At 48.5% G+C, this 15,914-nt stretch carries 12 protein-coding genes; 8 read left to right on the top strand and 4 right to left on the bottom strand.

Features of this window, described 5'->3' with window-relative positions; translation table 11 throughout:
* Positions 1-189 precede the first annotated feature (189 nt).
* The 5 genes from miaB to lnt are packed head-to-tail and all read left to right on the top strand — an operon-like array spanning position 190 to position 5,404.
* A complete protein-coding gene (gene miaB / locus OCU49_RS05000) occupies positions 190-1,548 on the top strand; it encodes a tRNA (N6-isopentenyl adenosine(37)-C2)-methylthiotransferase MiaB (protein ID WP_261843885.1) in 1,359 nt (452 codons plus the stop codon).
* A 10-nt stretch (positions 1,549-1,558) separates the two neighbouring features.
* Positions 1,559-2,551: a PhoH family protein gene (locus OCU49_RS04995; RefSeq protein WP_261843884.1), complete on the top strand. Its 993-nt coding sequence runs from the start codon at positions 1,559-1,561 to the stop codon at positions 2,549-2,551.
* Between the two features lie 3 nt (positions 2,552-2,554).
* Positions 2,555-3,016, top strand: coding sequence for an rRNA maturation RNase YbeY (ybeY, locus tag OCU49_RS04990; RefSeq protein ID WP_261843883.1), 462 nt, complete (start codon positions 2,555-2,557; stop codon positions 3,014-3,016).
* A 7-nt stretch (positions 3,017-3,023) separates the two neighbouring features.
* Complete coding sequence (locus OCU49_RS04985) at positions 3,024-3,872, top strand: CorC family transporter (protein ID WP_261843882.1); 849 nt, start codon at positions 3,024-3,026, stop codon at positions 3,870-3,872.
* A 32-nt stretch (positions 3,873-3,904) separates the two neighbouring features.
* Complete coding sequence (gene lnt / locus OCU49_RS04980) at positions 3,905-5,404, top strand: apolipoprotein N-acyltransferase (RefSeq protein WP_261843881.1); 1,500 nt, start codon at positions 3,905-3,907, stop codon at positions 5,402-5,404.
* A 28-nt stretch (positions 5,405-5,432) separates the two neighbouring features.
* On the opposite strand, the gene OCU49_RS04975 is transcribed toward lnt, so the two are convergent.
* Complete coding sequence (locus tag OCU49_RS04975; RefSeq protein WP_261843880.1) at positions 5,433-5,972, bottom strand: zinc ribbon-containing protein; 540 nt, start codon at positions 5,970-5,972, stop codon at positions 5,433-5,435.
* Positions 5,973-6,179: 207 nt separating this feature from the next.
* Between OCU49_RS04975 and leuS the strand changes: the two genes are divergently transcribed.
* The 3 genes from leuS to holA are packed head-to-tail and all read left to right on the top strand — an operon-like array spanning position 6,180 to position 10,351.
* Entirely contained in the window at positions 6,180-8,771 is a 2,592-nt protein-coding gene (gene leuS, locus OCU49_RS04970; protein WP_261843879.1) for a leucine--tRNA ligase, read from the top strand.
* Positions 8,772-8,794: 23 nt separating this feature from the next.
* Entirely contained in the window at positions 8,795-9,319 is a 525-nt protein-coding gene (locus OCU49_RS04965) for an LPS-assembly lipoprotein LptE (RefSeq protein WP_261843878.1), read from the top strand.
* 6 nt (positions 9,320-9,325) lie between these two features.
* Positions 9,326-10,351 carry a DNA polymerase III subunit delta gene (gene holA, locus OCU49_RS04960; protein ID WP_261843877.1) on the top strand — a complete coding sequence of 342 codons (1,026 nt, stop codon included), beginning with the start codon at positions 9,326-9,328 and terminating at the stop codon, positions 10,349-10,351.
* Positions 10,352-10,596: 245 nt separating this feature from the next.
* On the opposite strand, the gene OCU49_RS04955 is transcribed toward holA, so the two are convergent.
* The 3 genes from OCU49_RS04955 to OCU49_RS04945 are packed head-to-tail and all read right to left on the bottom strand — an operon-like array spanning position 10,597 to position 15,515.
* Positions 10,597-13,737 carry an efflux RND transporter permease subunit gene (locus OCU49_RS04955; protein WP_261843876.1) on the bottom strand — a complete coding sequence of 1,047 codons (3,141 nt, stop codon included), beginning with the start codon at positions 13,735-13,737 and terminating at the stop codon, positions 10,597-10,599.
* 3 nt (positions 13,738-13,740) lie between these two features.
* Complete coding sequence (locus OCU49_RS04950) at positions 13,741-14,847, bottom strand: efflux RND transporter periplasmic adaptor subunit (protein ID WP_261843875.1); 1,107 nt, start codon at positions 14,845-14,847, stop codon at positions 13,741-13,743.
* Positions 14,848-14,849: 2 nt separating this feature from the next.
* A complete protein-coding gene (locus tag OCU49_RS04945) occupies positions 14,850-15,515 on the bottom strand; it encodes a TetR/AcrR family transcriptional regulator (RefSeq protein WP_261843874.1) in 666 nt (221 codons plus the stop codon).
* Positions 15,516-15,914: the final 399 nt, after the last annotated feature.

The raw sequence follows: 15,914 nt of genomic DNA, 5'->3' as shown, positions 1-15,914 counted from the left end.
GATCGCAAAAATTTCAGGCAGCAAATATACGGGCAGCGCACTAAAATACAAGAGTAAGTAACGGGATAGCTATTCTGTGATGATTATTCATAGAGATGCGATCTTGCTGATTAATAACTAGGCACCCTATCGACCTTAGCGTATAATTTCTGCCCCTTTGATCAATCCCAACGTTACAACAGGTGTGTAATGGCGAAGAAGCTATTCATTAAAACCCATGGCTGTCAGATGAACGAATACGATTCAGCGCGTATGGCCGACCTTCTGGGCGAAAGCCACGAACTGGAACTGACAGATAACCAGGAAGAAGCAGACGTTCTGCTACTTAACACCTGTTCTATCCGGGAAAAAGCACAGGAAAAAGTTTTCCACCAACTTGGCCGCTGGCGCAAGCTTAAAGCTGGCAAGCCGGAACTGAAAATAGGTGTTGGTGGCTGTGTTGCAAGCCAGGAAGGTGAGGCGATTCTTAAGCGTGCGCCTTACGTCGATATGATTTTCGGCCCGCAAACATTACACCGTTTGCCTGAAATGATTGATCTTACCCATGACAACAAGAAAGGCATTGTTGATATAAGCTTCCCGGAAATCGAGAAGTTTGACCACCTGCCTGCGCCAAAAGTTGACGGTGCTGAAGCTTTCGTTTCTGTCATGGAAGGCTGTAGCAAGTACTGTACTTTCTGTGTAGTGCCCTATACCCGCGGCGAAGAAGTTAGCCGACCAATGGACGATGTTCTGACAGAAGTTGTTGAACTGGCTGAACAGGGTGTGCGTGAAGTCAACCTGCTGGGTCAGAATGTAAACGCTTATCGCGGTAACACCCATGACGGTGACTTTGCAGACCTGGCCGAACTTATCCGTTGTGTTGCAGCGGTAGACGGTATCGACCGTATTCGTTTCACTACGTCTCATCCGGTCGAATTTACAGAAAGCCTGATTGATGTTTACGCGGAAGTACCTGAACTTGTAAGCCATTTGCATTTGCCTGTACAAAGCGGCTCCGATCGAATTCTGATGGCGATGAAACGTGGCCATACAGCGATTGAGTACAAGTCAAAATTACGCCGTATTAAAGCATTACGTCCTAATATTTCTTTCTCATCAGACTTTATTATCGGCTTCCCAGGTGAAACCGACGCTGACTTCGAAGCAACCATGAATTTGATTGCTCAGATGGGTTTCGACCATTCGTTCAGCTTCATATACAGCCGTCGCCCGGGCACTCCGGCCTCGGATCTACCTGATGATGTGACCGACGAAACTAAAAAACAGCGCCTGAGTATTTTGCAAGAGCGTATTTCCCAGCAAGCCATGCAGATCAGCCGTCGTATGGTCGGTACCGTAGAACGCATCCTGGTAACCGACTACTCAAAACGCGATCCGGGCATGCTATCCGGCCGTACTGAAAATAACCGCGTGGTTAACTTCCGTTGCGATAACCCGGATCTGATTGGCCATTTTGCCGACGTGGAAATTGTTGAGGCCTACTCCAATTCTCTGCTGGGCCAGTTGGTTAGCTCTGAACTGAATAACTTTGCAAAAGATGCCTGAGGAATCCTCATTGAACACTGCTGACTCCCTTAGCTTCAGTCTTCACCCAAACGACCCGCAACATCTGGCTAACCTTTGTGGTCAGCTGGATGAGCATCTCAAACTGATGGCCGAGCGTCTGGGTATCGAAATCAGCAATCGCGGTAATATTTTTAAGCTGGCAGGTGATGCCAGCTCGATTAAAGCCGGCGAACAGGTCATTTCTCAGCTGTACCAGGAATCCCAGGACGGCGAGGATATTACCGCTGAACAGGTCCACCTTCTGCTATCCCAGTCCGGTGTTGAACAGATTAAAGCACGTACGGAACCTGCTGATGTTTATCAGCCGGATATTTCAATCCGTACCCGTAAAGCACTGATTCGCCCACGAGGGCCCAATCAGCAAGAATACTTACGCTCTATTTTGCGTCACGACATTAACTTCGGAATAGGTCCTGCCGGTACAGGTAAAACTTATCTGGCAGTTGCCTGTGCCTGTGAAGCGTTAGAACGTGACGAAGTCAGCCGTATACTGCTGGTACGTCCGGCGGTTGAAGCCGGTGAGAAACTCGGCTTTTTACCTGGTGACCTGAGCCAGAAAGTAGACCCTTACCTACGCCCGCTGTATGACGCCCTTTACGAAATGCTGGGTATCGAGCGGGTAACTAAACTGATTGAACGTAACGTCATTGAAGTTGCACCGCTGGCTTATATGCGTGGCCGGACATTGAACGGATCTTTTGTGATTCTGGATGAAAGCCAGAACACCACCCGTGAACAGATGAAAATGTTCCTGACCCGTATCGGTTTTGGCTCTACTGCAGTTATTACCGGCGACACAACTCAGATCGATTTGCCAAAAGGCGTTCGCTCCGGCCTGATACACGCTCAACAGGTGCTTCGAGATGTTGAAGGAATCGGCTTTACCCGTTTCCTGGCTAAGGACGTTGTACGTCACCCACTGGTTCAGCACATTGTTGAAGCCTATGACGACTTCGACCTGCAACACAATTCCGGAAATTAAAGTATGACTTACTACGTTGACCGTCAGTGTCAGATTGAAGACGTTAACCTTCCTGATGAAGCTGAACTGACCCGCTGGGCTGCTTTGGCAATCGGTGACTATCGTGATTCTGCGGAATTATCCATTCGCATCGTCGACAATGCCGAAAGTCAGCAACTGAATAATGATTACCGCGGTAAAGACAAACCGACTAACGTACTCTCCTTTCCATTCGAAGTGCCAGACGGGATCGAACTGGATTTACTGGGTGACCTGGTCATCTGTGCACCCATTGTAAGCAGTGAAGCAACTGAGCAAAACAAACCACTGATGCATCACTGGGCACACATGGTCATTCACGGATGCTTGCATCTGTTAGGATTCGACCATATAAATGACGCTGATGCTGAAGAAATGGAAGCATTAGAGATCAAACTGCTGGCTCAGTTAGAGATCAGCAACCCATACGACAACGAAGATCCATAAGGAAACCATGAGCGAAGACCGAACGGACAATGGCACACAGAAAAACTGGCTAGGTAAACTCACTCAAGCTTTTTCTGATGAGCCGAAAACCCGCGAAGATCTGTTAGCAGACCTCAAAGATGCTGCTGACGACAACATTCTGGATCAGGAAGCTTACAGCATCATCGAAGGTGCAATGCAGGTGTCGGACCAGAAAGTACGGGATGTAATGATCCCACGCTCACAAATGGTAGTCGTTGAAGCCGACCAGACGCCAAAAGAATTCCTCCCGATCATCATCTCCAGCGCTCACTCCCGTTTCCCGGTTATCGGGGAAAACCCAGACGATCTGCTAGGCATACTGCTGGCTAAAGATTTACTGCCACTAATCCTGGATTCAGACGGTCTGGAAAACTTTGATATCACCCAGCACCTTCGTAAACCCACTATCATTCCGGAAAGTAAGCGTTTAAATGTTTTACTTCAGGAATTCCGTGCCAATCGTAACCACATGGCAATGGTTGTTGATGAGTATGCTGGCGTTTCCGGTCTGATCACCATTGAAGATGTTCTCGAGCAGATCGTTGGTGAAATTGAAGACGAACACGACAGCGAAGATGATGAAAGTAACATCAAGCCGTTTGATGAAAACGGCTACATAGTTAAAGCTCTGACGCCGATTGAAGACTTTAACGAGTTTTTCGATATCGGCCTGCCTGATGACGATTTTGACACCGTCGGTGGCCTTGTTACTCAGCAGTTCGGGCATCTGCCGCATAAGGATGAAGTGGTCAGTATTGATGAATTTACCTTTAAGGTACTCAGCGCTGAAAACCGCCGTATCCGTTTGCTACAGGTGACCCGGGCAAGCAATTAGTGTTTTTCTGATACCTGACGGATAGCTGCGCAATGCCACAAAAAACTGCTTTCATCTGGCTCCGGATAATTTTAGCCGTCATCGCCGGCGGTATAGCGCCACTAGCGTTAGCACCTTTTGATTTCTGGTATCTGGCACCGGTTTCCGCCGCTCTGCTATTCGCCCTTCTCCATGAAAGCAGCGTCAGAGGCGCTGCCCTGATAGGCTGGTGTTACGGTCTCGGCCTTTACGGTGTCGGCGTATCCTGGGTGTTTGTCAGCATTCATGAACATGGCAATGCGCCCGTTTGGCTAGCCGGACTGCTAACCTTTGTATTTGTCGCCGGCATGGCGCTGTTTATGCTGGTTCAGACCTGGCTATACCGACGCTATTTCTACCGAGGCATTGGGTTTATAGCTATTTGGGTTAGCTTTGAATGGCTGCGTAGCTGGCTGTTTACAGGCTTTCCATGGCTCTATATGGGCTACGCACTTACCGATACACCTTTGTCGATATTCGCTCCTTTTGGCGGCGTCTGGCTACTCAGTCTGTACACAGTTGCACTGGGAGTCGCCACAATAGGCATAATACGCTGCTACCGTCGTCCATTGCCGGCACTCGCACTAATCGTCCTGTTTACAGCACCCTGGTTATTGCTGGATAAAGTACCGCAAAACTGGACCACACAGACCGGCACCACAAAAGTTTATCTGGTTCAGGCAAGCATCCCCCAACAGCTTAAATGGCAGCGCAGTCAATTACCTGAAATTTTGCAACGTTATGTCGACCTTAGTCAGACCGATGAAGAGATTGATATGGTCATCTGGCCAGAAACGGCCGTACCTACTTTTTACCCTGACGCCGTACGAATGCTCGCGCCTTATATTGAACAGCTAGAATCCCAGCAGCGGACTTTAGTTAGCGGCATGCCTTCTGTATTCAACAATCCGTTACGGGAAAATAATCTCGCCTATTACAACAGCATTACTTTACTCGCCAACGGAGAAGGCAGTTACCACAAACAGCGACTGGTCCCTTTCGGTGAGTATGTGCCGCTGGAGAAATGGTTACGCGGCACTATCGACTTCTTCAATCTGCCAATGTCACAATTCAGCCTTGGCCCTGCTGAACAGTCATTATTACAAGTAAAGGATGCCGCTATGGCGCCCTTTATTTGTTATGAAATTGCTTATCCGGAACTGGTGCGGAACTATGCCGTACGCAGTAACGTTATGCTCACCGTCAGTAATGATGCCTGGTTCGGCGATTCAATTGCGCCTCAGCAACACTTACAGATAGCTCGTATGCGTGCACTTGAAAATGGACGCTGGCTGATTAGGGCAACCAATAACGGCCTGACTGCCGTCATGCGGCCTGACGGCAAAATTGATGCTGAGCTGCCGCAATTTGAGACTGACGCTTTGTATGCGGAAGTACCACTGATGCAGGGTACAACGCCATATCAGCAATATGGCGATAAACCTCTGCAGTTTTTCATCGGTATACTGCTACTACTGAGTATTTTATTCAGTTTCAGACATAAAAACCGCTAACCACGCCACTACTCTTTTGCCTTAGACTTCAGCTTTCTGACTTACCTTCCCAGGAAGCTGAATTTCTGGCAAAGCGCTCTCCACCGCAGGCCTCACAAGGCATAATTATATTCGTTCGCGTTAACCGGGTGTCTTCACCACACGCCAGACAACGCAAAGTGCCTGCCCCTGCTGTTTCACCCGCCAGATAAGTTTCATCCTGCAGAGAACGTTGTTCAAGCTCCTGCAGGCCTATCCGGGTACGGTCGGCTAAATCCATCAGTCGCACGCCAATCTGATGTTCCAGAATGTTCAGATCAAAATTCAGCCATGCTGCGATGCCTTCGCCTGTCTCGTGGGCATAAAAGCCAAGTTTTTTTAAATCCCTCTTAATGTAGGCAGCCAGCAAGTCCATTTCATCACGGGTCATCTCTTCCGCAGTCAGCTCTAATTCAACAGCCTCCTCTATCCGTGCCTGAAGAAAATCCCAGGACTGATACTCTGCCGTTTCCAGTTGGTTACGCAAACGCTTCATTACCCGGTCATACTGATCTGATAAGTCAGTTTTACCTCTAGGTTTGTCGCTCATAAATCCTCCTGTTTCTGCCCTTTCCTGAGGCTCCAAGCTGACAGAAAACCTTAATCGCAGATTTGTTTTCTCATCCTTGGGATATCTGCGCCGTCTATCTATCTGTCAGTTGCCTTATATTGTATGCTATGCGCCAATGCAGAAACTTTCCAATTGAGATGAAAACCGACCTTGTTAAAAAGTCGGTTTTCTTATTACTGAGCAAAGATGAACGAACAATATATCCCACAGCAGATCGAGCCCGAAGTTCAGCAATACTGGGTTAAAAACGACAGTTTCAAAGCCACCGAAGACACCAGCAAAGAGAAATTCTACTGCCTGTCTATGTTCCCTTACCCAAGTGGCCGACTACACATGGGTCACGTGCGCAACTACACCATAGGTGACGTAGTATCCCGTTACCAGCGCATGCAAGGCAAGAACGTGCTACAGCCAATGGGCTGGGACGCTTTCGGTCTGCCGGCGGAAAATGCTGCTCTGAAAAACAACGTCGCGCCTGCTGGCTGGACGTATGAAAACATCGATTACATGCGTAACCAGCTAAACCAGATGGGCTTTGGTTACGACTGGAATCGCGAAGTTGCTACCTGCCATCCGGAATACTATCGCTGGGAACAGTGGTTCTTTACCCGTCTGATGGAAAAAGGTGTTGTTTACAAAAAAGAAGCTGAAGTTAACTGGGATCCGATTGACCAGACAGTACTGGCCAACGAACAGGTAATTGACGGCCGCGGCTGGCGCTCCGGCGCACTGGTTGAGCGTAAGAAGATTCCTCAGTGGTTCCTGAAAATCACCGATTACGCGGACGAACTGCTGGAAGACCTTGATCAGCTGGAAGAATGGCCTGAACAGGTACGCACTATGCAGCGTAACTGGATTGGTCGCTCACAGGGTGTTGAACTGAGCTTCGACGTTGACGGCTTTGGCCCGATGGAAGTGTTTACTACCCGTCCTGATACACTCATGGGTGTTACTTACGTAGCGGTTGCTCCGGCACACCCTCTGGCTCAGCAAGCAGCTGCCAACAATCCTGAACTGGCCACTTTCATCGACGAATGCAAGAACATGAAAGTCGCTGAAGCAGATATGGCCACCATGGAGAAGAAAGGTTTCTCTCTGGGAATTGACGCCACGCATCCGCTGACCGGCAAGAAAGTACCTGTATGGACGGCTAACTTCGTCCTGATGGATTACGGTTCAGGCGCTGTAATGGCGGTACCTGCCCACGACCAGCGTGATTATGAATTCGCGACAAAATATGGGCTGAATATCCAACAGGTTATCCGTCCGGCGGATGACAATGCTGAATATGACTTGAGCACCGAAGCCTACACCGAAAAAGGTGTACTGGTTAATTCCGGTGACTTTGATGACCTTGATTTCGACATGGCCTTCAAAGCGATCTCTTCTGAACTACAGTCAAAAGGTAAAGGTAAGGTCACCATCAATTACCGCCTGCGTGACTGGGGTGTATCCCGTCAGCGTTACTGGGGCACACCTATTCCGGTTGTTAACTGTAAAAGCTGTGGCGCGGTGCCAGTACCAGAAGACCAGCTACCGGTTGTATTACCAACTGACGTTGAATTCGATGGCGTTGGCTCTCCGATCAAAAAGATGGACAGTTTCATTCAGACTACCTGCCCTAAATGTGGCGGAACTGCTGAGCGTGAAACCGATACTTTTGATACCTTCATGGAATCTTCCTGGTATTACGCGCGCTACGCCTGTCGTAACGCCGAAACCATGCTGAATCCGGAGCAAGCCAACTACTGGCTGCCGGTTAATCAGTATATCGGTGGTATCGAGCACGCAATTTTGCACCTGCTGTACTCACGCTTCTTCCATAAACTGATGCGTGATGAAGGCCTGGTAAACACCGACGAGCCATTCGAACGCCTGCTGTGTCAGGGTATGGTTCTGGCAGAAACCTACTTCCGTGAAGACGAAAAAGGTGCAAAAGACTGGATTTCTCCGCAAGACGTTAGCGTTGAGCGTGATGACAAAGGCCGTATTACTCAGGCACTGCATACAACTGACGGTTTACCGGTTGAATCTGCAGGTATGGGCAAAATGTCTAAATCCAAGAACAACGGTATCGATCCGCAAATGATGATCGATAAGTACGGTGCCGACACTGTACGTCTGTTCATGATGTTTGCTGCGCCACCGGAACAGTCTCTGGAATGGTCTGACTCTGGCGTTGAGGGAGCGCATCGTTTCATGCGCCGTCTGTGGAAGCTGGTCTTTGATCACTTGCAAACGCCAGGTGAAGCCGTTGCTTTAGATACTTCAGCACTGAACGAAGAACAGAAAGCGCTGCGCCTGAAAACCCATGAGACCATTAAGAAAGTCAGCGATGATATCGAACGTCGTCAGACCTTCAATACTGCAATCGCCGGTGTAATGGAACTGTGTAACGCTATCAGCAAATTTGTTGATGCCAGCGACCAGGGCCGGGCAGTAAGCCGTGAAGCTCTTTCAGCAGCAGTCAAACTGTTATCACCAATTACACCACACATCACTCATGAGTTGTGGAACAAGCTTGGCTATGCAGAAAGCCTGCTGGATTCCCCCTGGCCTGAGTTCGATGAAGCAGCAATGGTTCGCAGCAGCATTCAGATGGTTGTTCAGGTAAACGGTAAGGTACGCGCCAAGATCCAGGTTCCGGCTGACGCTGACGAAAGTATTGTCCTGCATACCGCACTTGCGGATGAGTCTGTACAGAAGCATATGGCAGACAAAACTATCCGTAAACAGATTGTCGTACCAAACAAACTGGTAAACATTGTTGTTGGTTAAACCGACCCAAAAAGGAATTAAGCATGACCAACCAGACCGCGCGGACTTTTTCGCTATATAAGTTTTTTGCGATTACCGTTCTGGCACTCTTTATGAGTGCCTGTGGTTTCCAGCTTAAAGGGATCATCAGTCTGGATGACTCCCTTAAACTGGCGGTTATCAACAAGACCGGGCAAAGCAGTTTCTCGGTGTTCCGGCCTCTGGAGCGTAACCTGCAGGCAAACGGCGTAAAGCTGGTTGGCAATATTAATGCTAATTACCAGATTAACCTGTTAGAAGAACGTCAGGAACGCCGTACATCAACTATCAGTTCCAGCAATGGTATTGATGAATATGAACTGCGTACCACCATTACTTTCGAAATTCTTGATCGTGATAACGAGATTGTCCTGGCGCCTCAGACTCTGAAACTGGAACGGACGTACGATTACAATCCGAACCAGCTAACGGCCAGCGATACTGAAGAATCACAGTTACGCACCGAAATGTCTGAACGTCTGGCCAGCCAGATCGTGCGGATATACAGCGCTATTAAACCGGCTCAGTAACATTTCATGAAGGCTAAGCCGGAACAACTTGCCAATCAACTCAAAGGCACGCCATTACCTGTATATCTGGTAACCGGTGACGAGCCCCTGCTGATTGAGGAAAGTTGCGATCTGCTTCGTAAGTATCTGGTTGATCAGGGTTTCACCGAGCGAGAAACCCTGCACGCTGATGCCAGCTTCAAATGGACCTATCTTCTGGAATGTGCAAATGCACTATCCCTTTTCGCTGAACGTAAAATCATCGAACTGCGCTTAGGTGGCAGCAAGCCAAACAAACAGGCCAGTGAAATTCTCCGTGAATATCTTGGCAACCCGGCACCGGACAACGTGTTGCTGATTATTGCCGATAAACTGGACGGTGCGGCACAAAAAAGCGCCTGGTTTAAAGCCATTGATAAAACCGGCATGATTGTTCAGATCTGGCCAGTTGAAGCCCAACAACTGCCCGGCTGGTTAAATAACCGCGCCAAACAGATTGGCCTGAATCTGGAGCGGGACGCCGTACAGCTACTCTGCGAACGGGTTGAAGGTAACTTGCTCGCGGCTAAGCAGGAACTGGATAAACTCAACCTGCTCTACCCCGGACAAACCCTCGATGCCGAACAGGTTATCGACAGTGTCTCCGACAGCTCCCGCTATGACATCTACGGTCTGGTTGATGCAGCTTTGCAGCAACAAACTGCCCGCTGCAATAAGATTATTCAGGTGTTACGCCAGGAAGGTACAGAAGCACCGGTAGCCCTCTGGGCCATCAGCCGGGAAGTTCGTACTCTTCTGACCGTCCAGCAAGGCCTGTCACAGGGACAGCAATACGAAGCAATCTGTCAGAAAGAACGTATCTGGGGTAAGCGCAAAGGGCTGATCCAGGCTGCAGCGCGACGTATAGCACCACGCATTCTTCAACAAATGCTAAGTCAGTGCATGATCGTTGATCAGCAGATCAAAGGTGCCCCCGGCGATGCCTGGCTGACGCTGAACAGCATTGTATTACGCCTCAGCGGTATCGAACTGGGCCTCGCAGAGATCCAGTAAATTCTCTTCAGCCCCACAGGCAAACAAAGCTTCCCTAATTACAATTAACTCGATTAAAAACACACTTAGTACACACTTCTCCTGTTCATTTTCCAGCAATATTTAAAGCATGAAAACAATCAGTTAAAAGACTGTTTGAAAATTAACCTTAAGTATTAAACAGGCGCAGAATGGCCGGTGAGAAGAGTTATAAAAAGGTTATACACAGAGTTATAGCTATGTTTCTGTGTATAACCTTAAATGCATCAGGCTGCAGGTGATTCCACAACGTCAGGTGTCTGATCATTTGTTTCTGCTTTAGCCTTACGGCGAAACAGCTTTCTGTCTCCCAACACCAACAAACAAGGTGTCAAAAACAGTGTCAGCACAGTTGCAAACGACAAGCCCCCAGCAATAGCACTGGAAAGCTGCGTCCACCACTGAGTAGAGGGAGCACCGAAACTGATCTCCCGGTTGATCAGGTCTATATTCATTGCCAGCACCATTGGCATTAGCCCCAGCACAGTGGTTACCGCAGTCAGAATAACCGGGCGCAAACGCAAGCTGCCGGTATGCAACGCTGCATCATAAGGCGAATAGCCATGCCGACGCAGATCGTTATAACAGTCAATTAAGACGATATTGTTATTCACAACGATACCGGCAAGCGCAATTATTCCCACGCCGACCATCACAATGCCAAATGGCTGCCCCGTAACCATCAGTCCTATCAAAACACCTGCTGTGGAAAAAACAATGGCCGACAACACCAGTCCAGCCTGATACAGGCTGTTAAACTGGGTTACCAGAATCAGAGCCATCAGGAATAATGCTGTACTGAAGGCACTTACCAGGAACTCACCGGTTTCCTTCTGTTGCTCATCCTCGCCTTTGAAGGTCAGGCGGATCTGTGGATCGAAATCATGCTTCGCTAAACGCTCCTGCATAGCCACAACCAGATCATTTACTAACTTACCTTCAGCAGCGTCAGCCTGAACAGTAACTACTCTGCGACTATCTACCCGCTTCAGAGAACCGGTCTTCGGCGCAGGCTTAAGCGTCACGAAGTTGGACAAAGGCACCATGCCAAAATCGGTACTCAGCTGCATTTGCATCAGCTGATCCAGATTACGTTTCTCTTCCGGGAAGCGAATCATAATGTCCACTTCGTCATCAGAGGTTTCTGGCCGGTAATCGGTTACTTTAATACCGTTGGTAATCAGACGGACCGCCTGTCCTACTAAGGCAATACTGGCACCGTAGCGACCTGCCTCTTCACGGTTTACTTCAATACGCCATTCAATGCCCGGCATTGGCCGGTCATCTTCAACCGCCGTAAAGCCACCTATGTCTTCCATCATCTGACGAATATCAGCCACTGCCTGATAAATCACATCGCTGTCGTAACCGCTGACCAGCAATTTAACCGGCTTACCGGAATTTGGCCCGCTTTCGCCTTTACGGGTTTCAATGATTACACCAGGTAAGTCTGCTGTACGGGCTTCCATATCAGCCAGAATATCTGCCGCTTTAGGACGTTTATCCCAGTCTTCCAACTGGAACTGAATGATACCGATAACATCTTCCGCGACATCGTTAGAAGGCTGATTGAAGCTGCGGGCATAAATAGATTTATAACCGGGCACATCAATAACCCTGGCTTCGACCTCCTGCAGCAGAGTATCTTTTTCTTTAACTGACAGATCACCACGGGCATGCAGGTTCAGCAAGACTAGCTCAGGTTCAACGTCCGGAAAAAACTCAACGCCCTTACCGAACACACCATAAGCAACATAACTGCTGCTAACAGCAATCAGAGCAACAATCAGTGTAATCAGCGGATAGTGCAGTAATTTGGACATGACGCCAACATAGGCTTTATTCACCGCTGTTTTAGGCAGCTCATATTCATCAGCAGATACCTCAGAATTTTTTTTCCGCCGGGCACTCACCGCTCCCAATACAGGTAAGAATATGAGCGCCATAAACAACGATGCAGTCAGACATACCACTACAGTTGCCGGTAAGTACTTCATAAACTCACCGATCACTCCGGGCCAGAACATCAGTGGCATGAATACCACCAGCGTTGTTGCTGTACCGGCAATTACCGGCCAGGCCATTCTCGATGCGGCATAGCGGAATGATTCACGGGCACTCAGCCCCTGACTCATGCGCCTTTCGGCTAATTCAGTGACCACAATGGCACCATCCACCAGCATACCGACGACTAAAATCAGACTAAACAGGACGACGATATTAAGCGTAAATCCCATCAGGTTCAGAACCATCATACTGGCAAGGAATGAGCCCGGAATCGCCAGACCTACTAACAGTGAGGTACGCAGCCCCATAGCGGCTAACACCACAACCATGACCAGAATGATGCCGCTAAGTACGTTATTCATCAGGTCACGTAACATCGACTTAATCTGTGTCGACTGATCAAGTATGTACGCGTACTCAAGCCCCTGTGGCCATAACTGGCTGCGCTCAGAAACAATCTCCTGCACTGCCTGAATGGTATCAATGATGTTGGCGCCGACTTTCTTTTTAACCTCAAGCACCATGGCATCACCGCCACCAACACGGGCATAGCCTTCCGCATCTTTATAAGTCTTACGAATGGTCGCAATATCCCCAACAGTAACAACTGTACCCTCAGAAGATTTAACCGGCATGTTGAGCATGTCTTCCAACTCAGACACAACTCCCGGTACTTTCAACACCTGACGACCACTTCCGGTATCCACAGCACCTGCTGCTACCAGCTGGTTATTACGGGAAACACTGTCGAGAACTGTCTGGAAATCTAACTGATAACTTTCCAGCAACTGTGGCTCAATGACAATCTCCATCAGCTCTTCACGTTCACCACCAATGTCTACCTCAAGCACACCGGCCACACCTTCAATTTCATCTTTCAGGTCTTTGGCAACTTTCAGCTTTACCCGCTCGGAAACAGCACCGGAAATCGCGATATTCAGAACTGGGAACAGCGCGACATTTACTTCATGAATTTGCGGTTCCTCAGCATCTTCGGGCAGTTTGCTCTTAGCAATATCAACTTTTTCCCGAACATCCTGCAATGCTTTTTCATTATCGAAACCAGCATCGAACTCAAGAGTAACGGAGGCATGCCCTTCAGAGCCTACCGAACGCATTTCCTTTATCCCTTCGATGGACTTCAGTTCTTTCTCCATCGGGCGCACCAGTAGACGCACAGCATCATCCGGCGATATACCGTCAAACGCGATGGACACATACATAATAGGAATAGCGACATCCGGGTCAGCTTCCTTCGGAATACTCTGAAAGGCGGCAAAACCACCCACCAGAAAAAACAGCAGAATAAGAATGCTGGTACGGCTACGATCTATCGCCGCCGCAACGAGAGCTGCAATCATCCTTTAGCCCTCCTGCTCAGCTTTAACTGATAACTGCTGCTCCGCCGCCAGATCAACATCACTGACCGGATCAATCTCTTCACCGTTGGCAACAAAATCCTGACCTACCATGATTACCCGGACTTTCGCATCCAGGCCGCTCAGCCAGAAGCCATTCTGGTCAGTACGGATAATTTCAACCGGCGCATTGCTTACACGGTTATCGTTATCCACCAGTTTAACCCGTAAATTGCCTGCTTCATCCAGACCCAGTACCGAGCCCGGTAACAGATGCCCCATCTGTTCACCAGCTGGCAATAACAGCGTTGCAGAAAGGCCAATAATGCGTAAATGATCAGGATTTGGAATCTGAACCTCCACCCGGTAACTACGGGTTACGCCATCAGCAACCGGTGAAATGTAGCTCAGCTTACCGGTCATCTGTTCGCCATTATTCAGAACGACATCGACATTCTGATTTTCCTGAAGACGGCCAACACTGTGCTGCGGTACCTGACCGGTAATTTTCACTGTGCCATCATCAACCAGCTCGCCGATAACATCACCCGCCTGAAGATAATCCCCCAGCTCAACTACTCGCTTATTCAGTACACCCGCAAACGGGGCTGTAACACGGGTTTCTTTTATTTCATGCTGAATCCGTGCAAGCTGAGCCTGTGCCGCCTGGACAGCCGCTTCATCAGCAATTACCCGGTTCTGAGACTGCAAACCACGTTTTTTCAGCTTGATACTCGCTGCCAAATCACTGCGGCGTTGTTTTAGTAGTGCCTTAGCTTCAGCCAATTGTGCTGAACGGTAATCCGCTGAAATTTCGACCAGGCCATCACCTGCGGCCAGTCTCTGACCTTCATCGGCTGGCAGCTTTGCAACCCGGCCATCTATCTCAACCTTCACCTCAAGGGTACGGTTTGCTTCAACCTGTCCCTGAACACGCACCAGCTGCAGGACAGTCTCAGCATCCGAATCCTGCACCTTTACCTTCATCAGCGGCTTTTCTTCTGCAGCACTCTGAACCACCGGCTCTGCCGGCTCTTCAGTCTGCATACCCGAAGCCATCCAGATTCCAAATCCGATGACGACAGCTAATGCCAGTAATACTGATTTATTCATGGTTATCCCTGTTCCACTTGCCGCGTTGGGCGGCCGGTAATTGCGGCGAGCATATACTCCACCACCTGATTTATGTATTCGGTTTTCTGTGCGTAAGTTTCCAGCAACTGATGCTTGCAGCTTCCACCTTCCTGCAAGGTAAGCATTGCGCCTTCAAAGGTAGCGCTCATACCTGACACCAACATTTCCTGAGACATACCAGGATTGACGTCACCTTCTTTAATGCCATTACATACAGCCAGACCAAATGCATCCGTTAACTGACTGTCGATCAGATCCAGCTTTTGTAAATATTCAGGACTGATACGCTCACGAAACGATTTCTGCTTACAATGCACATGCATATGCTGGTGTGCCACATTGTCCCGGTGAAACTCAAACGCGTAGAGCAGCATTTCCCGCATCTGTTCGAGACCACTCAATGAGCTGTCTTCTGCAAAACCAATAAATGCGTTATGCATCTGCTCGCAATCGGCATGTAACAGGCAGGCATAAATGTCATCTTTACAGCTGAAATGCTTATAAACAGTACCTTTACCTATTCCTGTATGACGGGCAATTTTATCTACACTGAGTGCTTCCCAGTGTTCGCCGGCTAATAACTCCAGCGTACAGTCGAGTATTTCACGCTCACGGCGAACAAACTCTCTCGCTTTACGTTCATTCATACGTATAAATATGTCTCTTAAAAACACAGCTTAAAACCGGCCGTCATTTTATGACCAGCGGTCACAAAAAACAATACACAGATTACTGATTATTTTTCACACAGTTTCAGGACGCTTTAAAGTGTGTATTAATTAACAGATAACCGTTTGAATAACATGCAGAATAGAAATAAATCCAGGATACAAAATATGGCTGAAAATTAGACATTTCAGCGAAAGGCTACAGCCATAGCCCTTTGAAGAGTTACCACAAGGTTATACACAAGGTTGTCTAACGATTCTGTGTATAACTGTTATTTTCTGTACTAAACCTGCGCTATCGTTACCGATTAAAAGATCATTTGACTGCAACGATCATCAGATCTCTGACAAACAAAAATGCCGGTTAATAAACCGGCA

It is taken from the genome of Aliamphritea ceti (genome assembly GCF_024347215.1).
Taxonomy (GTDB): domain Bacteria; phylum Pseudomonadota; class Gammaproteobacteria; order Pseudomonadales; family Balneatricaceae; genus Amphritea; species Amphritea ceti.
The sequence above is the reverse complement of the archived record's forward strand: the minus strand, read 5'-3'. Positions and strand labels throughout refer to the sequence as shown.

What these genes read in the sequence shown, in the direction of transcription:
- miaB (WP_261843885.1), top strand. Translation starts at nt 190, where the DNA reads ATGGCGAAGAAGCTATTCATTAAAACCCATGGCTGTCAGATGAACGAA.
- ybeY (WP_261843883.1), top strand. Translation starts at nt 2,555, where the DNA reads ATGACTTACTACGTTGACCGTCAGTGTCAGATTGAAGACGTTAACCTT.
- OCU49_RS04985 (WP_261843882.1), top strand. Translation starts at nt 3,024, where the DNA reads ATGAGCGAAGACCGAACGGACAATGGCACACAGAAAAACTGGCTAGGT.
- lnt (WP_261843881.1), top strand. Translation starts at nt 3,905, where the DNA reads ATGCCACAAAAAACTGCTTTCATCTGGCTCCGGATAATTTTAGCCGTC.
- OCU49_RS04975 (WP_261843880.1), bottom strand. Translation starts at nt 5,972, where the DNA reads ATGAGCGACAAACCTAGAGGTAAAACTGACTTATCAGATCAGTATGAC.
- leuS (WP_261843879.1), top strand. Translation starts at nt 6,180, where the DNA reads ATGAACGAACAATATATCCCACAGCAGATCGAGCCCGAAGTTCAGCAA.
- OCU49_RS04965 (WP_261843878.1), top strand. Translation starts at nt 8,795, where the DNA reads ATGACCAACCAGACCGCGCGGACTTTTTCGCTATATAAGTTTTTTGCG.
- holA (WP_261843877.1), top strand. Translation starts at nt 9,326, where the DNA reads ATGAAGGCTAAGCCGGAACAACTTGCCAATCAACTCAAAGGCACGCCA.
- OCU49_RS04955 (WP_261843876.1), bottom strand. Translation starts at nt 13,737, where the DNA reads ATGATTGCAGCTCTCGTTGCGGCGGCGATAGATCGTAGCCGTACCAGC.
- OCU49_RS04950 (WP_261843875.1), bottom strand. Translation starts at nt 14,847, where the DNA reads ATGAATAAATCAGTATTACTGGCATTAGCTGTCGTCATCGGATTTGGA.
- OCU49_RS04945 (WP_261843874.1), bottom strand. Translation starts at nt 15,515, where the DNA reads ATGAATGAACGTAAAGCGAGAGAGTTTGTTCGCCGTGAGCGTGAAATA.